This is a genomic window from Chitinophaga qingshengii (assembly GCF_014529935.1).
In the GTDB taxonomy this organism is placed as follows: domain Bacteria; phylum Bacteroidota; class Bacteroidia; order Chitinophagales; family Chitinophagaceae; genus Chitinophaga; species Chitinophaga qingshengii.
Window position 1 is genome coordinate 623,110 of record NZ_JACVFC010000004.1, and the last position, 20,545, is coordinate 643,654.

Annotated in this window: 15 protein-coding genes; 9 read left to right on the forward strand and 6 right to left on the reverse strand. The window is 47.7% G+C overall.

What is annotated here, in order from left to right; translation table 11 throughout:
- Positions 1-90: 90 nt before the first annotated feature.
- Together ICL07_RS26985 and ICL07_RS26990 are read left to right on the forward strand one after the other, a co-directional pair.
- Positions 91-942, forward strand: a complete 852-nt coding sequence (locus ICL07_RS26985; RefSeq protein ID WP_188091157.1) for an SdiA-regulated domain-containing protein — start codon at positions 91-93, stop codon at positions 940-942.
- Positions 939-4,586 (forward strand): BamA/TamA family outer membrane protein, encoded by a 3,648-nt coding sequence (locus ICL07_RS26990; RefSeq protein ID WP_188091158.1) that lies wholly within the window; start codon positions 939-941, stop codon positions 4,584-4,586. The genes ICL07_RS26985 and ICL07_RS26990 overlap by 4 nt, the downstream gene beginning before the upstream one ends.
- 44 nt (positions 4,587-4,630) lie before the next feature.
- Here the strand turns inward: ICL07_RS26990 and ICL07_RS26995 are convergent, their stop codons facing one another.
- The 5 genes from ICL07_RS26995 to ICL07_RS27015 all read right to left on the reverse strand — a co-directional run bounded on the left by ICL07_RS26995 (position 4,631) and on the right by ICL07_RS27015 (position 11,008).
- Complete coding sequence (locus ICL07_RS26995) at positions 4,631-6,985, reverse strand: hypothetical protein (RefSeq protein WP_188091159.1); 2,355 nt, start codon at positions 6,983-6,985, stop codon at positions 4,631-4,633.
- A gap of 262 nt (positions 6,986-7,247) precedes the next feature.
- Entirely contained in the window at positions 7,248-8,471 is a 1,224-nt protein-coding gene (gene lysA, locus ICL07_RS27000; RefSeq protein ID WP_188091160.1) for a diaminopimelate decarboxylase, read from the reverse strand.
- Between the two features lie 77 nt (positions 8,472-8,548).
- Entirely contained in the window at positions 8,549-8,950 is a 402-nt protein-coding gene (locus ICL07_RS27005) for an RNA-binding S4 domain-containing protein (RefSeq protein WP_188091161.1), read from the reverse strand.
- Positions 8,951-9,055: 105 nt separating this feature from the next.
- The gene (locus ICL07_RS27010) at positions 9,056-10,426 is read right to left on the reverse strand and encodes a dipeptidase (protein ID WP_188091162.1); all 1,371 of its coding nucleotides are present in this window, start codon (positions 10,424-10,426) and stop codon (positions 9,056-9,058) included.
- A 117-nt stretch (positions 10,427-10,543) separates the two neighbouring features.
- Positions 10,544-11,008: a response regulator gene (locus ICL07_RS27015; protein ID WP_188091163.1), complete on the reverse strand. Its 465-nt coding sequence runs from the start codon at positions 11,006-11,008 to the stop codon at positions 10,544-10,546.
- 392 nt (positions 11,009-11,400) lie between these two features.
- Here ICL07_RS27015 and ICL07_RS27020 point away from each other — a divergent pair, with 392 nt between their 5' ends.
- The 4 genes from ICL07_RS27020 to ICL07_RS27035 all read left to right on the forward strand — a co-directional run bounded on the left by ICL07_RS27020 (position 11,401) and on the right by ICL07_RS27035 (position 14,310).
- On the forward strand, positions 11,401-11,979 hold the full coding sequence (locus tag ICL07_RS27020) for a LemA family protein (RefSeq protein ID WP_188091164.1): 579 nt from the start codon (positions 11,401-11,403) through the stop codon (positions 11,977-11,979).
- 100 nt (positions 11,980-12,079) lie between these two features.
- Positions 12,080-12,538, forward strand: coding sequence for a TPM domain-containing protein (locus tag ICL07_RS27025; RefSeq protein ID WP_188091165.1), 459 nt, complete (start codon positions 12,080-12,082; stop codon positions 12,536-12,538).
- Positions 12,539-12,568: 30 nt separating this feature from the next.
- Positions 12,569-13,354, forward strand: coding sequence for a TPM domain-containing protein (locus ICL07_RS27030; RefSeq protein WP_188091166.1), 786 nt, complete (start codon positions 12,569-12,571; stop codon positions 13,352-13,354).
- A 26-nt stretch (positions 13,355-13,380) separates the two neighbouring features.
- The gene (locus tag ICL07_RS27035) at positions 13,381-14,310 is read left to right on the forward strand and encodes a hypothetical protein (protein ID WP_188091167.1); all 930 of its coding nucleotides are present in this window, start codon (positions 13,381-13,383) and stop codon (positions 14,308-14,310) included.
- Between the two features lie 33 nt (positions 14,311-14,343).
- On the opposite strand, the gene ICL07_RS27040 is transcribed toward ICL07_RS27035, so the two are convergent.
- Positions 14,344-16,887 carry a M1 family metallopeptidase gene (locus ICL07_RS27040; protein ID WP_188091168.1) on the reverse strand — a complete coding sequence of 848 codons (2,544 nt, stop codon included), beginning with the start codon at positions 16,885-16,887 and terminating at the stop codon, positions 14,344-14,346.
- 135 nt (positions 16,888-17,022) lie between these two features.
- Here ICL07_RS27040 and ICL07_RS27045 point away from each other — a divergent pair, with 135 nt between their 5' ends.
- The 3 genes from ICL07_RS27045 to truA all read left to right on the forward strand — a co-directional run bounded on the left by ICL07_RS27045 (position 17,023) and on the right by truA (position 19,886).
- Complete coding sequence (locus ICL07_RS27045) at positions 17,023-17,520, forward strand: biotin/lipoyl-containing protein (RefSeq protein WP_188091169.1); 498 nt, start codon at positions 17,023-17,025, stop codon at positions 17,518-17,520.
- A gap of 69 nt (positions 17,521-17,589) precedes the next feature.
- Positions 17,590-19,023: a proline and serine-rich protein 1 family protein gene (locus tag ICL07_RS27050; RefSeq protein WP_223152109.1), complete on the forward strand. Its 1,434-nt coding sequence runs from the start codon at positions 17,590-17,592 to the stop codon at positions 19,021-19,023.
- Between the two features lie 101 nt (positions 19,024-19,124).
- Positions 19,125-19,886, forward strand: a complete 762-nt coding sequence (gene truA, locus ICL07_RS27055) for a tRNA pseudouridine(38-40) synthase TruA (protein ID WP_188091171.1) — start codon at positions 19,125-19,127, stop codon at positions 19,884-19,886.
- Positions 19,887-20,545 lie beyond the last annotated feature (659 nt).

Here is a 20,545-nt window from a genome sequence, read left to right on the forward strand (position 1 = left end):
CGGTACTTTTGCGTGCATTGCCCGATTTACGCATTTGCATGAGGGAAGTTACTGCATTTTTGAGTTAAATTTATGGTACAAAGCCGATGTATGAACAGAATAACCCTGTTGGGAATGATGTTAATGTTCCTTTCCTGTAATAACTTCAGCGACCGGGAAGAGAAAGTATTCGCCTCTCCGGCAGGCTACGACCTGAAAACGCCGGTACGTTACAGGGTGAGGGAATCGATGCAGGAAATATCCGGTATTGTTGCTTTCCCCGACGAAACCAATATCATCGCTATCAATGACGAAGAAGGCCGGGTATACCAGATCGATGTTCATACCACCAAAGCCTATCCTTCCTGGAAATTTGCCAAGAACGGGGACTATGAAGATATCTGCCGTACCGATAGCGGCTGGTTTGTATTGAAGAGCAATGGCTCCCTCTATGAGGTACAGGGGCTGTTTGCCGACAGCGTGTCCAGTATCCACTATAAATTCCCGAAAGCAGGTAAACGGGAGTTTGAAACCACCTACTTCGACAGCGCCCGCCATAGTATTGTGATGATCACCAAAAATGCGGTGGATGATAAAAAAGACGGAATGACCAGCGCCTACCGGTTTGACCTGGCTACCCGCACATTCGATACGGTGCCCGTTTACCGGCTGGACAACCTGGAGATCGCCAAACTGGCCGGTACCGACATGCGTTTCTTTAAACCATCCGCAGCGGCTATACATCCGATAGAAAAAAGACTGTATATCGTGGCGTCGGTCAGCAAATTACTGGTGATTACCGATCTGCAGGGCCATGTCCAGGAAGCCTATAACCTCAAACACCGGCTCTTCCGGCAACCGGAAGGACTTACCTTTGCGGCTAACGGAGACCTGTATATTTCCAATGAAGGCGGCTACGACGGCACCGCCAATATTCTTAAATTCAGCTACCAGCGCAAATGATCAACAAAGCCATAGTCCTTATTACACTCGTTATTCTGACCTGCGGTCGCATCTTCGCGCAAGGCCCCACCGTCGTCAAAAGGATCATCCTGATCGGCGATGCCGGCGAACTGCACGAAAACGGCCATAACCCCGTAATAGATGCCGTCCGGAAAAAATATGACCTGCAGGAAGATATCAACACCATATTATTCCTGGGGGATAACGTATACCCGAGAGGGTTACCTGATCCCTCCCATAAATCCTACCCCGTAGCCAAAGAGATACTGGACTACCAGGTAGGACTGGTAAAAGGTACCCGCGCCAAAGGCATCTTCGTTCCCGGTAACCACGACTGGGACAAGAGCAAACCCGATGGCTGGCAGGTGATCCGTAACCAGCAACAGTATATTGATTCCCTGCACCTCGATAATGTGGATTTCCTGCCTAAAGAAGGTTGTCCCGGACCGGAGGAAGTGAAGCTGTCTGATAATATCACCCTTATCATCATGGACAGTGAATGGTGGGTATTCCCTTATAAAAAACCAGGTACCGAATCGGATTGTGAGTGTAAGGATAAAGAAGAAGTACTGGCAAGACTGGCCGATATAATATCCAACAACCGGAATAAACTGCTCATTTTCGCCACGCACCATCCGTTCCGCAGTTATGGGCCTCACGGTAGCTACTATACGATCAAACAACATATTTTCCCCCTCACCGATCTGAGACCCTGGGCTTATCTGCCATTACCGGTGATAGGGTCCATCTATCCGCTGGCAAGAGGCGTTTTCGGAACGGCGGAAGATATTCCGAATCCTAAGTATCAGCAAATGATCAAAGGAGTGGAAGCGGCGTTTAAACCCCATGGTCCTGTGATATTTGTTTCCGGTCACGATCATACGTTACAGCTGATTAAAGATACCCCCAACACCTATATTGTCAGCGGCAGCGGCGCCAAAAACAACCGCGTAAAAAAAGGCGGTAAATCGCTGTATGCCACTTCCGGAAACGGTTTCAGTGTACTGGAAGTATTATCCGACAGTACAGTAAGGGCACAATATTACCTGGCAGATAACCTGTCCGCCCCGGCTTATACAGATACGGTATTACGTATCCCCGATATCCGCAGCCAGGGCCTGCAATTCCGGGAACCGGCCAACCTGCCGGCTTTTGTGAAAGTACCGGCGGATAGTCAGTATGTGAAAGTGAGTAAATTCCACCATTTCCTGTTGGGCAACAACTACCGTAACGTGTGGGCTACACCGCTCAATTTTCCGGTGATAGACCTGCAAAAGCAAGGATATACCATCTTACAACGCGGTGGCGGTAAACAAACCCATTCCTTACGGCTGGCCGATAGTACCGGTAAGGAATACGCCATGCGTTCCCTGAAGAAATTCCCGTTGGCAGCCATCCCGGAAATGCTGCGGGAAACCATCGCCCGTGAGGTGGTACAGGACCAGATCTCGGCTTCCAATCCCTATGCGCCGCTGGCAGTGAGCGTACTGGCGGAGGCTGCCGGTGTGCCTCATACCAATCCCACTTTTGTGTATCTCCCGATGGACACCACCCTGGGGGGCTATGCTAATGTGTTTGGCAACGAAGTGTTTCTGCTCGAAGAAAGGGCGCCGGTAACCGGTGATAAAGACAAAACCTATAGTACCCCCAAAGTACTGGACAAAGTACTGGGCGATAATGATATTCATGTAGACCAGAAAGCCGTGCTGCGGGCGCGTATCTTCGATACCTATATCATGGACTTCGACCGGCACGACGACCAATGGCGCTGGTACCGGGAAAAACACAAAGGACAGGAATACTATTACCCCGTGCCGCGTGACCGCGACCAGGCATTTTTTGTGAACGAAGGCCTGCTGCCCCGCATGATCTGCAAACCCTGGATACTGCCCGGCATACAAGGTTTCCGCGACCGCATCCCGGATGTGAACGGCTTCCAGTTCAGTGCCCGTTATTTTGACCGCTCCTTCATGAATGAACTGGAGAAAAAAGATTGGGAAAAACAAACCGATAAGTTCCTCCGTAAAATGACCGACAGCGTGATACAAGCCGCCGTCAATGCTTTCCCGGATACCATCCGCTCACAGGTAGGGCCTATGATGCTGCACCGGCTTTCCATCCGCCGGGCCACTCTCAAGGAAAATATGCTCAAATACTACCGCTTCCTGGCTAAAGGCGTAGATGTGCCAGCCACCCAAAAGAATGAGCTGATACAACTCGAAAAACTGGAAGGAGGCGCTGTATCCCTGAACATGTTTAAAATCAGCAAAAAAGGAGAAGTAGAACAAAATATCTATTCCCGCACCTTTGATCCGAAAGAAACCAAAGAACTGAATGTGTACGGGCTGGGCGGGCGTGATCGCTTTGAAATCAAAGGTAACCATGGTACGCCTATCCGCATACGGTTAATCGGAGGGAAAGATGCAGATACCTATATTGACAGCTCTACTTCCCGTGCGGGCAAACGGATACGGATATACGATCAGCGTAGCGGTAAAGATACTTTCCTGCTGGATGGCCATATACAACGCCGCCTGTCGGATAACCCGGAAAATATCAGTTACAACCGCAGCGCTTTCCAGTATAACAAAACCTTTCCCATGCTGGCGGCAGCCTTTAACCGCGACGATGGCGTATTGCTGGGAGTGGGACTGCAAATGATCCGGCATTCGTTCCGTAAAGAACCCTATGCGGCTAAACATATCTTCACGGCTACGCACGCGCTGGCTACCAGGGCCTGGAATTTCCGCTACGACGGCGAATTCACGGACGTCATCGGCAAATCAGACCTGTTGCTGATGGCCAGGGCCAAAGCGCCGAATAACACCATTAACTTCTTCGGATTTGGTAATGAAACGGTGTTTGATAAAAGCAATGGTAAAAATATCACCTACTACCGGGCACGTTTTAACCTGTATACCCTGGAAGCATTGCTGCGTACCAGTCTGGGCAACCATTTCAGCCTGTCTTACGGACCCACCTTCAACAATTACGCTTTTAATAAAGAGGAAAACGACGGCCGCTTTATCACCAACTTCCAGCATAACGGGCTGGATTCTGCCGGTATATACGCCAATAAATCCTATGCCGGGTTGAAGCTGCTAGCCCAGATAGATACCCGTAACAATAAGCTGATACCTACCAGAGGTATTCTCTGGACTACCTCCTGGACGGGCAACAAAGGCCTCAACGGCGATAGCCGGAATTACACCCAGCTGCAATCTGACCTGAGTTTGTATATGAGCTTCCGGGTACCGGCCAATTTTGTGATCGTCAGCCGTTTTGGCGGTAGTAAAATCTGGGGCGACTATGAGTTTTTCCAGGCAGCTACGATTGGTGGCACACAGAACCTGCGCGGTTTCCGCAACTATCGTTTTGCGGGAGGTGCTTCTGCCTATAACAATACAGAAATACGGGTGAAACTGTTTGACCTGAAAACATATGTATTGCCGGCTACTGTAGGGTTACTGGCCTTTAATGACGTAGGCCGTGTATGGCAGGACAATGAGCATTCCCATGTATGGCACGATGGTTACGGTGGGGGCCTTTACCTGGCACCGGTGAACGCGCTCATCATTACCGCAGTGGTAGGGCATTCGAGTGAGGAAACGATACCGTATGTAACACTAGGGTTTAAATTCTAACCATAAAAAAAGACCGGAGTGAATGCTCCGGTCTTTTTTTATGATCAATTGTTACCTTCCGGCAACAATTCCTGGTCCATGTTAACCCTTACCCGCAAGGCTTTGAGGCCGCTTACTCCCTGAAGTTCTTCCAGGTCCAGCATTTCAATATCCGGCAGCAGGATGTTTTTGGCTTGCAGGAAAGAGATGTATTTTCTCAGCTCTTCCATTTCACGCACATAAGAGTATACCATGGCGATAGTACCCGGTTGGGTCAGGCGTTCGCCGGTATCTTTCACATGTACTTTATCAATCCTTTTTTTGATGATCTCGTAGCGGATGTTATAGGCGCCTTCCACATCAAAGCGGCGTTCATCGCTGCGGAAACTGATGGTGATAGGAGCGCTGTGCATGAGGATCATCTGGGTTGTTTGCAGCGGAATTTTAAGCCGCGGCGATATTTTGTTGGTCAGCCTGGCTATCCGCGCCATTGACGAAAGCTGCCACAGGCGGAGGTTACGCAGGTATAACTGATCAAATTTCTTTTCCTGGGCGATAGACTGACCAATATAAATCGTGTATTCGATACCGTCAGTACGGTACTTTTCAAAATAGCAGGGGAAGGACTGCTGAATATACGCCCTTTCTTTCTCCAGGTACTGGCTGATGGCCCTGTTGATAATGGACAGGCTTTCTTCATATTCGCGCCGGTGGCGGAATACATGTCCCTGTTCTTTATCAATCTTGGCGAAATAGTTGTTCAGCACCGGTTTCAGGGTATCGCTGCCTTCACAGAGGTGTTCCAGTATCGGCTGGATTTCCTGCTCCATGAACTCGTTTATTTTGAGGTCTTCACCGGCAGTGAGGTTATCACTCAGGTTTTGCAGCAGGTCTTCTGTTTTAAACATCAGTTCCTCCAGCAGGGGCAGGTGTATTTCCTGGGCTATCTGCTGCAGGGTGTATTTAATCAGTTCCAGCTGTTCGTGCAGGTCTTCCCGCAGGGCATTGCCCTGTTGTACGGAGGAGTTACGGATATCGATGGCGCCATATAGCGGGTATACTTCTTCAAAAGAGATGTTTTCTATGTCTTTGCGTTCTTCCGCCGGCGTGAGCAGGTAGTTCCAGGCTGCTTCGGTGAATTTCCATTCCACGGAAGGTTGCAGGGCGGTGAACTGATCTTTCAGCACCTCGTTGAGGCGGCTGTCCAGGATACTCATACTGCGGTTAAGCATCAATACCACCAGGGGATAGGTGCTTTCCAGCTTCCACAGCGGTTCGGCAGATAAGGCGTTGGGCGTGGAAGATGCCAGTTCCAGTACACCCAGTATTTCTTTTTTATGGGTGATGGGGAAGAGGACGAAGCTATGGATATTTTTGATGGGCAGATACTTGAGGAACGGGTACTGGCTGATGATCGCTTCGTTGACTGTTGGCAATATCAGCGGGGCCGGTTGTTTTGCCACATGGTCCAGCAGCAGCTGGAAGAAGTGCTGTTGTTGTTTTTTATTGCCGACACCGAGAATAGGATCAGCGTTGGTGAACTGTTCTTCCAGCACGTTTTTACCATTCACTTTCGGGAAGGGCACGATATGGGCGGTAATACCTTTCCCGCCGAGCAGGGTAGGTACCATCTTCTCCAGGGTACGGTAACTATCTGCTTCGTTGCTGGCTTTCATGTTCATTACCAGCGCTTTGATATTGTTCAGTATTTCCGCCTGGGTTACATCTTCTACGGTCCAGATCACAAAGCCTTCGAGGTAGAAGTTATCCGGGGGGATAATATCCTTCAGCGTATCGGGCGACATTTGATAGGAGCAGTAGTTTTCATAATCCAGTGGCGGAGGCGTGTCGCCTTTGAATTTAACATCCACAAAACGTGGGTCTATATTAACTTTCACGTATTTCCTGGTACCGTCGGGCAACTCTATATGATGGATGATTTCATTCTGGTAATTTACCGGGAAGTGGTATATCCTGTCCAGGATGAGTTTATACAGCCAGGTGAGTTTGTCCTTTTTCACCTGGGATACGGAAATGCCCTGTGGAACGGCCACCAGTCCTGAGCTGCTGTCAGTAAATATTTTCTTGAACAGGTCGGAATAATAGAAAATGGCAAACTTGAACGGTACGCCTATGCCATAGATATCACGGGTGGTATCTGTAGTAACCGGGAATATCGCGGCGGTGAGCAGGTCGAGGTATTCTTTATAATCCGTGAGGTCAGCAGTAGGTGGAATGGGTTTAAGAATGTCGGGGTGGTTTTCAAATTTCCGGACAATCATTTTATAAAAGGTAGCGCGGGGGTCCTCCTCGTTCGCTGATTTTTCCTTCAGGAACCGCACGAAGGGGACGAAAGATATATTGGAATCAATTACCTGTTCATCATGAATTACACTGGAGTGTGCAGTTAAAATCTTCATATATATGATATATAATTATCATCAATGGCTGTCCATTTTGTGTGTCAGCAAAAAAAATCTATTACAATTTACAGTAAAAACAGTGCAGGAGTAACAAGGGGAGATAGTATGCAGACGTAAAGGTAGGAGCAATATTTTATAATTTTCGAATTTTGGAATTTATTGATTTTTGTTTGTTGATTAATAGATCTTAATAAATAAGAAAATCATTAAATAGAAAAATCAAATCAAAAAATTCCAAAATCCGAAAATCTCTAAATTATTATGCCAGTTCGATCTGGTTTTTCAGCAGATCTTCGATGGTATCGCGTTTGCGGATAAGGAACGGCTTACCGTCTTTCACCAATACTTCCGCGGGTTTAAGGCGGGAGTTGAAATTGGATGACATTTCGAAGCCATAGGCGCCGGCGTTATAGAACACGAGGTAATCGCCTTCCCGTACTTCATTGATTTTACGGTCCCATCCGAAGGTATCGGTTTCACAGATATTGCCCACTACGGTATAAATCCGTTCGGTTCCTTTCGGATTGGAGATATTGCGGATCAGGTGAAACGCGTCGTAGAACATGGGGCGGATCAGGTGGTTGAAACCGGAGTTAACGCCTACGAATACGTTGGCGGTAGTTTGTTTGATGACGTTGGCTTTTACCACGAAGTAACCGCATTGGCTTACCAGGAATTTTCCTGGTTCAAACCAGAGCTGGAGGGGCTTTTCGTAGTTTTTAGCGAAGTTGTTGAAAGCGTCGCTCAGTTTTTTACCCAACAGGTCGATGTCTGTTTCAGGATCGCCTTGCTGGTAAGCCACTTTAAATCCGCTGCCCAGGTCGATGGATTCGAGGTCCGGGAAGTGCTGGGCCATTTCAAACATAATTTCCACGCCACGGAGGAATACGTCCACGTCTTTGATTTCGGAGCCGGTATGCATGTGCAGGCCGGTCACTTTCAGTTTGGTGGATTTTACGATCCTTTCGATATGGCGCAGCTGATGGATGGAGATACCGAATTTGCTGTCGATATGCCCGGTGGATATTTTAAAGTTGCCACCCGCCATGATATGCGGGTTGAGCCGGATGCAGATCGGATAACTACCACCAAACTTGTTACCAAATTGTTCCAGGATGGAGAGGTTATCGATATTGATAATCACCCCCAGGTCTTTGGCGGCAATAATTTCCTGCAGGTCAACGCAGTTGGGGGTAAAGATGATATTTTTAGGATCAAAGCCGGCTTTGAGGCCCAGCTGTACTTCCTGTATAGATACCGTATCCAGTCCGCAACCAATGGAGTTGATGTACTTCAGGATGTTGATATTGGTCAATGCCTTACAGGCGTAAAAAAAGCGGGTATTAGCCTTGTGGAAAGCCTTTTGCAGCTTCTCGTACTGGATTTTGATCTTTTCTGCATGGTATACATATACCGGGGTACCAAATTCTTCTGCTATTTTCACGAGAAAGTCGGTAGCAAGAACGTCGCTTTGTTTAGGCATTGATTTACTCCTTGATTTAAGAATGAGGAGGCAAAATTACTAAGCAAAAATGAGAAATTATAGAAGTATGGCTGAAATCAGTCTTCGCTGGTATCACCTTCCATAAAACCTTCGATATTCCGGCGGTCTTTTTTAGTCGGGCGGCCGATTTTGCTTTGTCTTTTGCCGGTATGGAATACGGCGGCCATGGCTTTGGGCGCGGTTTTGTCTTCTTCGGGGGTATTGTCCACGTAGTATTTAATGGCCTCACTGTAGGCTACCCGGTTGGCCAGGAGGCCCGTTACCTGGATCATCCATTTACGGCCTTCGGTTTTGATTTCAAAGTTATCGCCGATAGCCACGGGTTTGGCGGCTTTTACGTTGTTGCCGTTCTGTTTTACTTTACCGCCGTCGCAGGCATCAGCCGCCTGGCTGCGGGTTTTGAATATGCGGATGGACCAGAGGTATTTATCTACCCGTAATTTTTCGGTAGTACTCATATTATGAAAATTTATAGATTTCCGATTTTTTGATTTTGGAATTTTGGGGAGCGGTTTAGTACGAATCCCCAAAATTCCAAAATCAAAAAATCGGAAATCAAAAAATTACTTACTCATCTCGGCAAAGTACTGGTGGAAATACGGGATGGTTTCTATGCCTTTATAGTAGTTGGCCACGCCATATTTCTCATTGGGGGAGTGGAGGTTATCACTGTCCAGTCCAAAACCCATGAGCACAGTTTTCAGTCCGAGTGTTTTTTCAAAGAGGGCTACGATCGGAATGCTTCCACCACCACGAACGGGGATAGGTGCTTTACCGAAAGTGCTGGATATTGCTTTGTGTGCTGCTTTGTAAGCCACAGAGTCGGTCGGTGTTACGTAAGGGCTGCCACCGTGATGTTTGGTCACTTTTACGGTTACGCTCTTAGGCGCAATCGCTTCAAAGTGTTTGGTGAACAGGTCGGAGATCTCGTGCCAGTCCTGGTTAGGAACGAGGCGCATAGAGATTTTCGCGAAAGCCTTGGAAGGCAGTACGGTTTTGGAACCTTCGCCGGTGTAGCCACCCCAGATACCGTTAACCTCCAAAGTTGGACGGATACCGGTTCTTTCGATGGTGGAGTAACCTTTTTCACCCCATACATCCTGAATGCCCAGGTCTTTTTTGTACTCCTCTTCGTCGAACGGAGCGGCGTTGAGCGCGGCTCTTTCTTCGGTTGTCAGTTCCTGTACTTTGTCGTAGAAGCCGGGGATGGTGATGTGGTTATTTTCGTCGTGCAGGGAAGCGATCATTTTGGCGAGGATAGTAGCCGGATTGGCTACGGCGCCGCCATAAACGCCGCTGTGCAGGTCGCGGTTGGGACCGGTTACTTCTACTTCCATATAGGCGAGGCCACGCAAACCGGTGTCGATAGACGGGTTGTCGAGGCTGATCATGGAGGTATCGGAGATCAGTACCACATCGGCTTTCAGTTTCTCCTTGTTTTGTTCCAGGAAGATGCCCAGGTTAGCAGAACCTACTTCTTCTTCTCCTTCAATCATAAACTTGATGTTGCAGGGAATGGTGTTGGTCCGGTGCATGGTTTCAAAGGCTTTTACATGCATGTAAAACTGGCCTTTGTCGTCTGCACTGCCACGGGCATATATGTTACCATCTTTGATAACTGGTTCAAAAGGACCGCTGTGCCACAGTTCCAGCGGATCTGCGGGTTGTACGTCGTAGTGACCGTACACCAGTACGGTCGGCAAAGAAGGATCTATGATCTTTTCTCCATAAACGATGGGATGTCCTGCGGTGGGGCATACTTCTACATTATCCGCGCCGGCTTCCTGCAGGCGTTGCTTTACAGCTTCTGCACATTTTTGTACGTCACCGTTAAAGCGGGAGTCCGCACTCACAGAGGGAATGCGCAACAATTCCAGCAATTCTTCCAGGAAACGCTCCTGGTGTTGGGCCTGGTAATCTTTCCAAACTTGCATGCTTCAGAAAATTAAGTTCACAATGGGGTGCAAGTTAACGGAAAATCAACATTCGGGAATTTGGGATTTGGAGATTTGGGAAATGAATAAATATTTAAATATTTAAATATTTACTTATTAGGAGATGAGCTTCTGCCGTACCAGGAATTCCAGCTTTTCATTCACATCCAGCAGCTTGGCGGTGAGTTCCTTGTTTTCCTTACGGAGGGAATATACCTCAAATGCTTTCTCAATGTTATGTTTCAGCTCTTCCTCATTCCAGGGCTTGGAGAAGTACTTATATACCTGCCCTTTATTGATGGCATCTACTACCGCATTGATATCGGCATAGCCGGTCAGCAGCATACGGATCGGTTCGGGGTATTTTTCCAGTATCGATTCAAAAAACTCGATCCCGGTCATTTTGGGCATACGCTGATCCGAAATAATGATATGAAATTCCTGTTCTTCCAGCAGCTTCACGGCTTCCTCTGCGGAGGTAGCGGTAAAAACATTGTATAGTCTCCTGAAAGAAGCTTTGAAGGCATTCAGGTTGTGTATTTCATCATCAATATAGAGTATATGGATGTGTTGTGCACTCATTTAAGCAGACTTAGTTCCAAGTTAGTAATAATAAATGAGTTAGAAACAATGAAACCAGTTATATCGATTTAGTATTAATCCTGCCCCATTCACTTTTTTGGCATTTATCGGCAAAACGGCTAACGATAAACGTTACTATAAAGGTACATATAAACATACTGTATTAGTGTGAATTTTTCAAGTATGAATGAACTTTTTTTTAAATTCATCGTTTCCCTAAGCAATAGCGATTTACTGCGTTAGTTTCCATATTTTCGTGTAGGGATGAAAAATAGGCGTTTACCGCGTTTTTTATAGCGTTCACCCCATAAAACACACATTTACACCGGCAGGCCGGGAAACAGGAATAGCTTTTGCTTCCCAGCCGGCACAAAACTTAAATTCTTATTCAGATGAAAAAAGGAATCATTGTCATCATTGTTATTGTATTACTGGGCATGTTTGGTTGCAACAAGTACAATGGATTGGTTAACCAGGACGAAAATGTGAAGAATAAATGGGGTGTTGTACAAAGCAGCTACCAACGCCGGGCCGACCTTATTCCTAATCTGGTAAACACTGTAAAAGGCGCCGCCAACTTTGAAACAGAAACCCTGACCAAAGTAATGGAAGCCCGTGCCAGCGCTACGCAGATCAAAGTCGATGTGAATGATCTCAGCCCCGAAAAAATCCAGCAGTACCAGGCTGCCCAGGGTCAGTTGAGCCAGGCGCTCGGCCGTTTGCTCGCTGTTTCTGAAAGCTATCCTGAACTCAAAGCCAACCAGAACTTCCTGAACCTGCAGGCACAACTGGAAGGCACTGAAAACAGAATCAACGTAGCCCGCAATGATTTCAACGATGCGGTAAAAGGATATAACAGCAGCGTACGTAAATTCCCTACCAACATCGTGGCAGGTGTTACCGGCTTCAAACAGAAAGGGTACTTCGAAGCAGCTGCCGGCTCTGATAAAGCCCCCGAGGTTAAATTTTAAATTTACGGATTTACGGATTTTTTGATTTAGGGATTTTGGGAAGCCCCTGAATGCCCTAAATCAAAAAATCAAAAAATCGAAAATTCCCAAATGTTATAGCATGCGTCTATTCCCTTTTACAAAAAAAAGAGAGATTTTTTCCGAAACGGATAAAAACAGATTGGTGCAGGCTATCCGGGTTGCCGAAAGATTGACATCCGGTGAAATCCGGTTATTTGTAGAAAACCGTTGCAGTTATGTAGACCCCATAGACCGCGCCCGTGAAGCTTTCACCTCGCTCGGTATGGAGAAAACAAAACAACGCAACGGCGTATTGGTATATGTGGCCCTGAAAGACCATCAGTTTGCCATCCTGGGCGACCAGGGCATCCATGACAGGGTGGGCAACGACTTCTGGCAAAAAGAAGCCACGCTCCTGAGGTCCCATTTCCAGGGCAACCGTATCATTGAAGGGATCGAGGAATGTATCCGCGAAATCGGCGAATCCCTCCGTACCCACTTCCCGCACGAAGCAGGCGATGCCAACGAGTTGCCGGATGATATTGTTTTCAATATCTAGCGGGCACTATTTTAAACGATTTTAGCATAGATGAACATGAGGATATTACGCTGGTTCTTACCTGGATTATTACTGTTGACGGGATTGCTGGCAAAAGCACAGAACATTCCGCCCAGGCCCAATCCCCCTACTTTAGTAAATGACTTTGCCGGCATCCTCCTCAAAGATGAAGACGAAAGGCTGGAACAGAAGCTGGTAGCCTATAATGACAGTACCTCCACCCAAATAGCGATCGTTACCCTGAAGTCTGTCGGAGACTATGATATCAGCCAGGTGGCATTAAAAATTCTGAGAGATTGGGGAATTGGCACAAAAGGCAAGAACAATGGCATCCTGATTCTTGTTTCCATGGAAGACAGGAAAATAAGGATCGAGACAGGTTATGGCATGGAAGGTGTAGTACCTGATGCGATAGCCAATGAGATAATTGCACAGATCATCAAGCCCGCTTTCCGGGAAGAACAATACTACGAAGGCCTCAACAAGGCGGTAGACGCTATCGAAAAAGCGGCGGCCGGTGAATATAAGGCCGATCCACGGCAAAGTAAACCAGGTATCAGTCCGGGCGCTATTTTCCTCCTTATCCTGGTGATCGTCATTATTGTCTCCATCATCAGCCGCGGCGGTGGTGGTGGCGGCGGCGGCACTACCTACAACAGGCGCGGAGGCTGGATCTGGCCGGTACTCGGCAGCATGGGCGGCTTCGGTGGAGGCTCCGGCGGCGGTTGGTCCGGTGGTGGTGGCAGTGGCGGCGGAGGCTTCGGTGGTTTTGGCGGAGGTTCCGGCGGCGGCGGAGGCGCCAGCGGTAGCTGGTAATATTTCAAACCTTCAAAACTCACGATATGTCATTCATGTATGTGTTAAACGGAGATGCTACATTGTCCCTGCTAAGACAAAGCAAACTGAGAGGCGGTGTGGTAGTGTGCAGGGAAATGATGAGTGAAGGCAAAGTAAAAGTTACCAAAGACCCTGCTGTGTTTTTTGAAAGCCGTGCTAAACACCTCGAATTTCATTACGGGATAGATAAACAAACTTATTATACAAACGTCGTACATGAGCTGGAGAAATTAAAAAACTCCGGCTCATTTGATGAAATCGTACTTTGGTTCGAAGCCGATCTGTTTTGCCAGATCAACCTGCTCTTCCTGATTCACTATCTTAAAACAAATCTCGATACTTTACCCCCCATCAGCCTGGTAGATCTGCCTCATCACCGTGAAGCAGCCGATTTCCCAAAACTGCTCGAACAACGTGTATTGCTTCAGCCAGCCGATATTCAACTGGCGCTCGATGCCTGGGATGCTTATTGCGCCAATACTCCGCTGGCCCTGGAAACCATCGCCCATATGCCCGCCGGTAACCTGAAAAACCTTCCGGCAGCCATTCATGCACACCTGGAACGCTTCCCGGATGTAACCAGCGGCCTGAGCGCACTCGAAAAATTTTTCCTGCAAAAACTCTCGCTGGGCCGGTACCGCAAATACGACCTCTATATCGCTTTCTGGGATGAATTATGGATATATGGATTCGGCGATTTTCAACTGGACCTGCTGCTGCAACGAATGCAACAGGCTGGTGTTATTGAAGAGGACGCCCAGATGATAGGTATCACCAGTCTGGGACAGGAAGTGTTGAACAATGAGGAAAAATATCTCGATTATGTACCGTTACAACACCGGTGGCTGGGAGGTGTTAATATGGCCAGGTCATCCTGGTGGTGGGACCCGGGTAAGGACAGGATCGTTAAAAAAGAAAGCGCGAAGACCAGCTAGTCTTCGCGCTTTTTTTATCGTTGTATAAAAATACTATTCTTTGACAGCGGTCCGGATAGCATCCGCAGCTTTCCGCATATAAGCAGCCTGCTGTTGCAGTCCTTCACGGTCGCTGCCGCTCACGGCGGTGGCATCGTTGTCTTTTTTCCGGGCGATTTCCTGCAGCCAGTTGCTGATATAGGTGTTGACCTGGCTGTTATTGAACTGCACGGTCATCGCCTTCACCTGGTCCACACCACGCTGTACGGCGTTGGTATTGTTGATTTTGGAAAGGAAACCGAGATAGTCAAAAGCAGCATTCAGCTTATCCTGGCCGGTAGTCTCGTCGAACTTGGCAGCTACAAAGGCAATGTCGTCAGGATTACCCTGACGGGCATAAATGCCGGCAATAGCGCTGACCAGTTTGCCCCTGGAGTCTTTCTCCAGTTGTTTGGCGATACCATAGGCTTTATTGATATCCAGTTCTGCCAGGGCTTCCAGGGCAGCAGCTTCTACGCCGTAAGACCTGTCTTTGGTGGCGGCTTCAAACAGCGGTGTATATTGGGCATCTTTCAGATCGCCCAGTTGTTTGATGGCAGCGGCTTTGGTCAGCGAGCTGGGGTCCTGTTTCGCCATTTCCACCAGTACCAGCAGTGCAGCCTCTTTTACAGCCGGCAGTTTCATATTCAGGGAAGATACAGCGAGTGTACGGAGGCCATGGTATTTATCTTTTAAAGCCGCTACCAGCAGCTTTATTGCCTCAGTGTTGCGGCCTTGTTCTTCTACGGCTGCTTCAATAGCAATGCGGCGGTCCAGGTAGTTGGGCGCATGCGCGTATTGATAGGCATAGGTGGAGAAATCGCGGTGATCATCTTTCTTGGACAAAATTACTTTGTCGGCATCCACATTGATCAGGTCAGGTTTGGTGGTATAGGCAAAAGTGAAAGAGTCCACTTTGTTAGCCACGGTTACATGATAACGCTCTTTTTTACTACCGGTATACACGTCAATAGCCACCGGCAGTTGCCATACCTTGGCGTCTTTCTGGATCTGCTGTATATAAACGGTGACTTTATTGTTATTGTATTTGTAGCTGATATCCAGTTCAGGGTAGCCCTGACCGAAATACCATTGGTTAAAGAACCAGTTCATATCACGGCCGGTTACCTCTTCAAAGGCCAGGCGCAGCTGGTGTGCTTCGGTAGCTTTGAAAGCGTTGGTCTTCAGGTACAGGTTCAACGATTTAAAGAAAGCGGAATCACCTACGGCGTTACGCAGCATATGCAGGATACGGCCACCTTTCTGGTAGGTGATCTGGTCAAACATATCTTCCTTATCGTGATAGTGGAAACGTACCAGGTCTTTATCGCCGGAGTATTGTACCATGGAGAGGTAAGACATAGCAGCTTCGTAGCTGTGTTCATCGGCTGCATCTTTACCGTATTTGTGTTCGAGCCAGAGATACTCGCTGTAGTCGGCGAATGACTCGTTAACGGTCAGGTTGCTCCAGGATTCGGCAGTAGCCAGGTCGCCAAACCAGTGGTGGAACAGTTCATGCGCAATCACGCATTCATTGTAGTTGTTATTGTCCAGCAGTTCACGGTCGGTTTTCTGCAGAAACTCACCATGTAACGTGGCCGTGGTGTTTTCCATGGCGCCGGATACATAGTCACGGCCGGTGATCTGGGAATATTTTACCCAGGGGTATTCATATCCGAGGATATTGGAATAGAAGGAAAGCATCTCAGGTGTATTGCCAAAGATGTTTTTCGCGTATTTTTCGTAAGGTTTCTCGAGATAATAATTCACCTCTTTGCCTTTCCACTTGTCTTTTACAACAGCGTAGTCGCCTACGGCCATCATAAACAGGTAGGGGGAATGGGGGAGGTCCATCTTCCAGGTATCGGTACGGGTACCGTCCGTATTTTTTTTCTGGCTCACCAGTTTACCGTTGGAGAGCGTTACATACTTATCAGGTACGGTCATGCTAAGCTCCTGGGTGCATTTCTGGTTGGTTTTATCGATGGTGGGGAACCAAACGGAAGAGCTCTCCGTTTCGCCTTGTGTCCATATCTGGGTAGGCTTATTGGGTTCTTTGCCGTCCGGGTTAATAAAGTATAGGCCTTTGGCGTCGGTAATGGCAGCGCTGCCTTTTACTTTCAGCTCATTGGGCTTGCTGGTGTAGTTGATGTAAACAACGTATGATTCAGTAGCAGTATAGTTTTTATCCAGTTTGATATGCAGCTGGAGGGTATCATAACTGTAGTGCAGCGGCGTGGTTTTACCGCCTTTTACGATGGCTACCTCGTGGATATCCATGCCTTTGGCATCGAGGGTGAGGGAGTCTGTCGCGTAAAAATGGGGTCTCAGGGTAATCCAGGCTTTGCCATAGAGATACCTTTTGGGGTAATCAAACCGTACGTCCAGTTTGGTGTGTACCAGGTCGTTGACCTTCGTGGCTGCTGCTCTATAGATTTTCAGGGCCGGATCATCGGTAGCCGCCTTCCCGGATTGAGCCATCAGGGAAGTTGTGGCGCCCAGGCCGGCCATCCCTCCGATCAGCACACCCAGTAAGGACCGCTTTAAGTGTTGATTCATGTAAAAAACCGTTTTAATTAAATATATCAGCTTCTGATTATATAAAGGGTCAAATTTAAACAAATGGCCTTATAATGAGCTAAGTGGTTAAAAATGCTATTTTTGTTGGACTTAGGCTAATAAATACAGCAAATTATGATCAAGGCAACAGTTAACGGCAAATCTGCGTTTAGCATTCAACAGGATAGTACGCTTACCTGCAACGGGGAGGCGGTAGACTGGTCCGCGGTACAGGTACCTTCCGGCGATTACAGTATCATCATGGATGGTCATAGTTATCAGGCCCAGGTGCTGAAGGTGGATAAAGAGAGCAAAACCGTTACCCTGCAAATTAATCAGCAGCAGTATGAAATAGCCATTGAAGAACCGATAGATCAGCTGCTGGCGTCCATGGGTATCAAAGACGCCCTGACTAAAAAAGTGAATGATATCAAAGCGCCGATGCCGGGACTGGTACTGAAAGTACTGGTGACGCCCGGACAGGCGATCCACAAAGGCGATCCGGTACTCATACTGGAAGCCATGAAAATGGAGAATGTATTCAAGGCGGCTGCCGATGCCGTTGTGAAAGAAATTAAAGTCGCAGAGCGCACCGCCGTAGAAAAAGGGGAGGTGCTGATCGTGCTGGAATAATATTTGCGTAAGGACAGTTTTATACCAATTTTTAGTATGCTTCTTAAATACAGGACAGTATTATACCTATTGGCATGCTTGTTTTGCTGTGGCCGGTCATGGGCACAGAGCCAGCAGCATTATGTATATATCCAGAGTGAAAAAGGCCAGCCCTTCTATGTAAAGGTGAATGGCCAGGTGCTGAGTTCTACCGAAAGGGGATATATTATCCTGCCCCGGTTGGAAAACGGCACCGTACCGATATCGGTGGGTTTTGCCCAGAGCGAAGGCCCTGCACAGGAACAGAAGTTCTATGTCAGGATTTCCAAAAATGACCAGGGTTTCCTGTTAAAGAAGGGATCGTTGTACAACCTGCAGACTTTCCGCGAAATCAAGGCCGATAACGGCGATGGCAGCACTGCTACAGCCGCCGCCCAGGAGCCGGTAACAGAGACGGTAGCTGCCAACAGTGAAGATACTGCCCGTAAGGAAATGATGGGTAATCTGCAGAAGGAGCTGGAAACTACTTTCGCTCAGAAAGCTACTGTCACTGGTCCGGGTAAACCATCTTCCCCTAAAGCCGGTAATTCATTTTCCTCCGCCCTTGATAAAGTAGTCGTAACGGGTAATGACCGGGACGAACCGGCAGAAGAGATAGCCCCCGCTAAGTCTGCCCAGCCTGTTGCCGTACCGGCAGGAGAAGTGGAAGTGAAAAAGCCTAGAGGCAAAAAACATAGAGGTGAAAGAGAGCCGCTGACCGACGAAGAGCAGGCTATCCTGAAATCCGTGATGGCGGAAGAGAGTAAGTCCGCCGCCGTTGAAGCAGCTGTTGAAGATCAGCCTAAACAACAGGCAACAGAAGAGCAGCCGGCGCCTAAAAAAACGAAAAAACACCGTAAAAGGGAAGGAGATCCGGATTTTATAGAATTCCAGGATGAGAGCAAACCTGCCGCTGCCGCCGCTGTTCCGGCTGCTGTGGCTGCTGCACCCGTTGAAGCTGTCACCTCCGCGGTGGATTTACCGGCTACCGAGGAAGCGCCGTCCCGCAAAAAGAAAAAGCGGAAACTGTTTGATGATACCGAACATCCGAATAATATCATCACTGATTCTTCCGGTTATGGTGTAGCGGCAGGTGGTGAAACATCTGCCAAAAGCAGGAAGAAAAAACATGACGACGCTGTGGAAGAAGTTACTGGAAAGAAAAATGCTGACACCCGTCTGATCAATACCGATTGTGGTAATATTATGGATGACGATACTTTCCGGAAGGTATTGCGCAAGTTTGCCGGCTCCAAAAGCGATGACGGTATGATTGATGTGTTCCGCCGGTCTACCCGCAATTATTGTCTGGAAACCGCGCAAATCAAAACACTGGCGCAGCTGATGAGTACCGACGAGGCGCGTTACCGCCTGCTGGATATGGCTTATGCGAAGACTTATGACACCGAGAAATACGGTTCCCTGGAGTCATTATTGACAGAAAGCTATTATAAGGGCCGCTTTAAAGCCATGTTACATAAATAAGTAAATGAATAAATAGATAAATAATCTGGCCTTCGGCCGATGAATGAGCGAAGATAGACCATCTTCGCTCATTTTTTTTAATTGTATTATTTTCGCCCCCGATGAACAGATATTTTATAGAAGTAGCCTATAAAGGTGCGCAATACAGCGGCTTTCAGGTGCAGGAGAACGCACATACCGTGCAGGCGGAAGTGGACAGGGCATTGAGTTTATTGTTCCGGACGAAGATAGAAAGCACCGGTTCCAGCAGGACCGACGCGGGGGTGAATGCCCGTCAGAACTTCCTGCATTTTGATACGGAGTTGCCGCTGCATCCGCAGATGCTGTACAAAATCAATGCTATTTTGCCGTCCGATGTAGTGCTGAACGGGGTATACCGGGTGCCGGAAGATGCCCATAGCCGTTTTGCTGCATTGGGTCGTTCCTATGAATATACCTTATATACCCGTAAGGACCCTTTTATGGAGGACCGGGGGTATTTCTATCCCTATAAGCTGGATATGGCCGCGTTGCAGGAAGCAGCCGGTATTCTCAGGGAGTACAGTGACTTCACTACTTTCTCCAAGCGGAACACGCAGGTAAAGACGTTTATCTGTGCCATCGCCGAGTCTTTCTGGACAACAGAGGGGGAGCGTATAGTCTATAACGTTAGCGCCAACCGTTTTTTACGGGGAATGGTGCGTGGCCTGGTGGGAACTATGTTGCGGGTAGGGCGTGGTAAGCTTACGATACCGGAGTTTAGGGCAGCTATTGAAAGCCGGGATTGTACAAAGGCCGATTTCGCCGTGCCGCCGCAGGGATTGTTCCTGATGCAGGTACGGTATCCGGAGGGGTTATTGGAACCGGTTTCCTTTATAAGATAAGAGAATAACATCTTAGCCCAGGACTTCAGTCCTGGGATGGCGGGCGAGAGGTCTCCACATCTCCAAAACTACAGCTATAAAAAGCGTTCGCTTTGGGTATATCTCCCTGATGATTCGTAGCTATACAAGACAAAAAACTGGTTTAACAGTATCGTTTCCTATATACAGGAGGGTTTTGAGTGAAATTTTTTTCAGTCTGTAATCCTTTGTGGTAAAGGGTTTTACGGTTTTATTGAAAAATAGTTCCAAGAAAAAGTTGGAAGTGTTAAAAATCCGCCTACCTTTGCGCTCCGCTTTGATAGAAAGCACGCACACAAAAGCTCTTCACATACTGCATTTTTACTGATACCGGGTTTGTAGTCTATGGCTGCAGATAATGAATGGCAGTGCATTTGCGCTGACTGTTCTCCGAAAAGAAAAAATAAAAAAATCTTAAAAAAAGATTTGGTAGAAATGAAAAGTTGCTTACCTTTGCAACCCCAACGATAACGGGGCAACGAAAAGAAAGCGAAGTTGCGAAATTGAAATAACAGGATGTACGGTCAAATGGGCCACAGAGATCGGATCTCAGACATCAGCTAACGATCAGCAGTGATCGAAAGTTCTTTGAAAGAATGGAAACAACAGCACGAATCAAATTAGTGATAGTTTGATTCAAT

What these genes read in the sequence shown, in the direction of transcription:
- ICL07_RS26985 (WP_188091157.1), top strand. Translation starts at nt 91, where the DNA reads ATGAACAGAATAACCCTGTTGGGAATGATGTTAATGTTCCTTTCCTGT.
- ICL07_RS26990 (WP_188091158.1), top strand. Translation starts at nt 939, where the DNA reads ATGATCAACAAAGCCATAGTCCTTATTACACTCGTTATTCTGACCTGC.
- ICL07_RS26995 (WP_188091159.1), bottom strand. Translation starts at nt 6,985, where the DNA reads ATGAAGATTTTAACTGCACACTCCAGTGTAATTCATGATGAACAGGTA.
- lysA (WP_188091160.1), bottom strand. Translation starts at nt 8,471, where the DNA reads ATGCCTAAACAAAGCGACGTTCTTGCTACCGACTTTCTCGTGAAAATA.
- ICL07_RS27005 (WP_188091161.1), bottom strand. Translation starts at nt 8,950, where the DNA reads ATGAGTACTACCGAAAAATTACGGGTAGATAAATACCTCTGGTCCATC.
- ICL07_RS27010 (WP_188091162.1), bottom strand. Translation starts at nt 10,426, where the DNA reads ATGCAAGTTTGGAAAGATTACCAGGCCCAACACCAGGAGCGTTTCCTG.
- ICL07_RS27015 (WP_188091163.1), bottom strand. Translation starts at nt 11,008, where the DNA reads ATGAGTGCACAACACATCCATATACTCTATATTGATGATGAAATACAC.
- ICL07_RS27020 (WP_188091164.1), top strand. Translation starts at nt 11,401, where the DNA reads ATGAAAAAAGGAATCATTGTCATCATTGTTATTGTATTACTGGGCATG.
- ICL07_RS27025 (WP_188091165.1), top strand. Translation starts at nt 12,080, where the DNA reads ATGCGTCTATTCCCTTTTACAAAAAAAAGAGAGATTTTTTCCGAAACG.
- ICL07_RS27030 (WP_188091166.1), top strand. Translation starts at nt 12,569, where the DNA reads ATGAACATGAGGATATTACGCTGGTTCTTACCTGGATTATTACTGTTG.
- ICL07_RS27035 (WP_188091167.1), top strand. Translation starts at nt 13,381, where the DNA reads ATGTCATTCATGTATGTGTTAAACGGAGATGCTACATTGTCCCTGCTA.
- ICL07_RS27040 (WP_188091168.1), bottom strand. Translation starts at nt 16,887, where the DNA reads ATGAATCAACACTTAAAGCGGTCCTTACTGGGTGTGCTGATCGGAGGG.
- ICL07_RS27045 (WP_188091169.1), top strand. Translation starts at nt 17,023, where the DNA reads ATGATCAAGGCAACAGTTAACGGCAAATCTGCGTTTAGCATTCAACAG.
- truA (WP_188091171.1), top strand. Translation starts at nt 19,125, where the DNA reads ATGAACAGATATTTTATAGAAGTAGCCTATAAAGGTGCGCAATACAGC.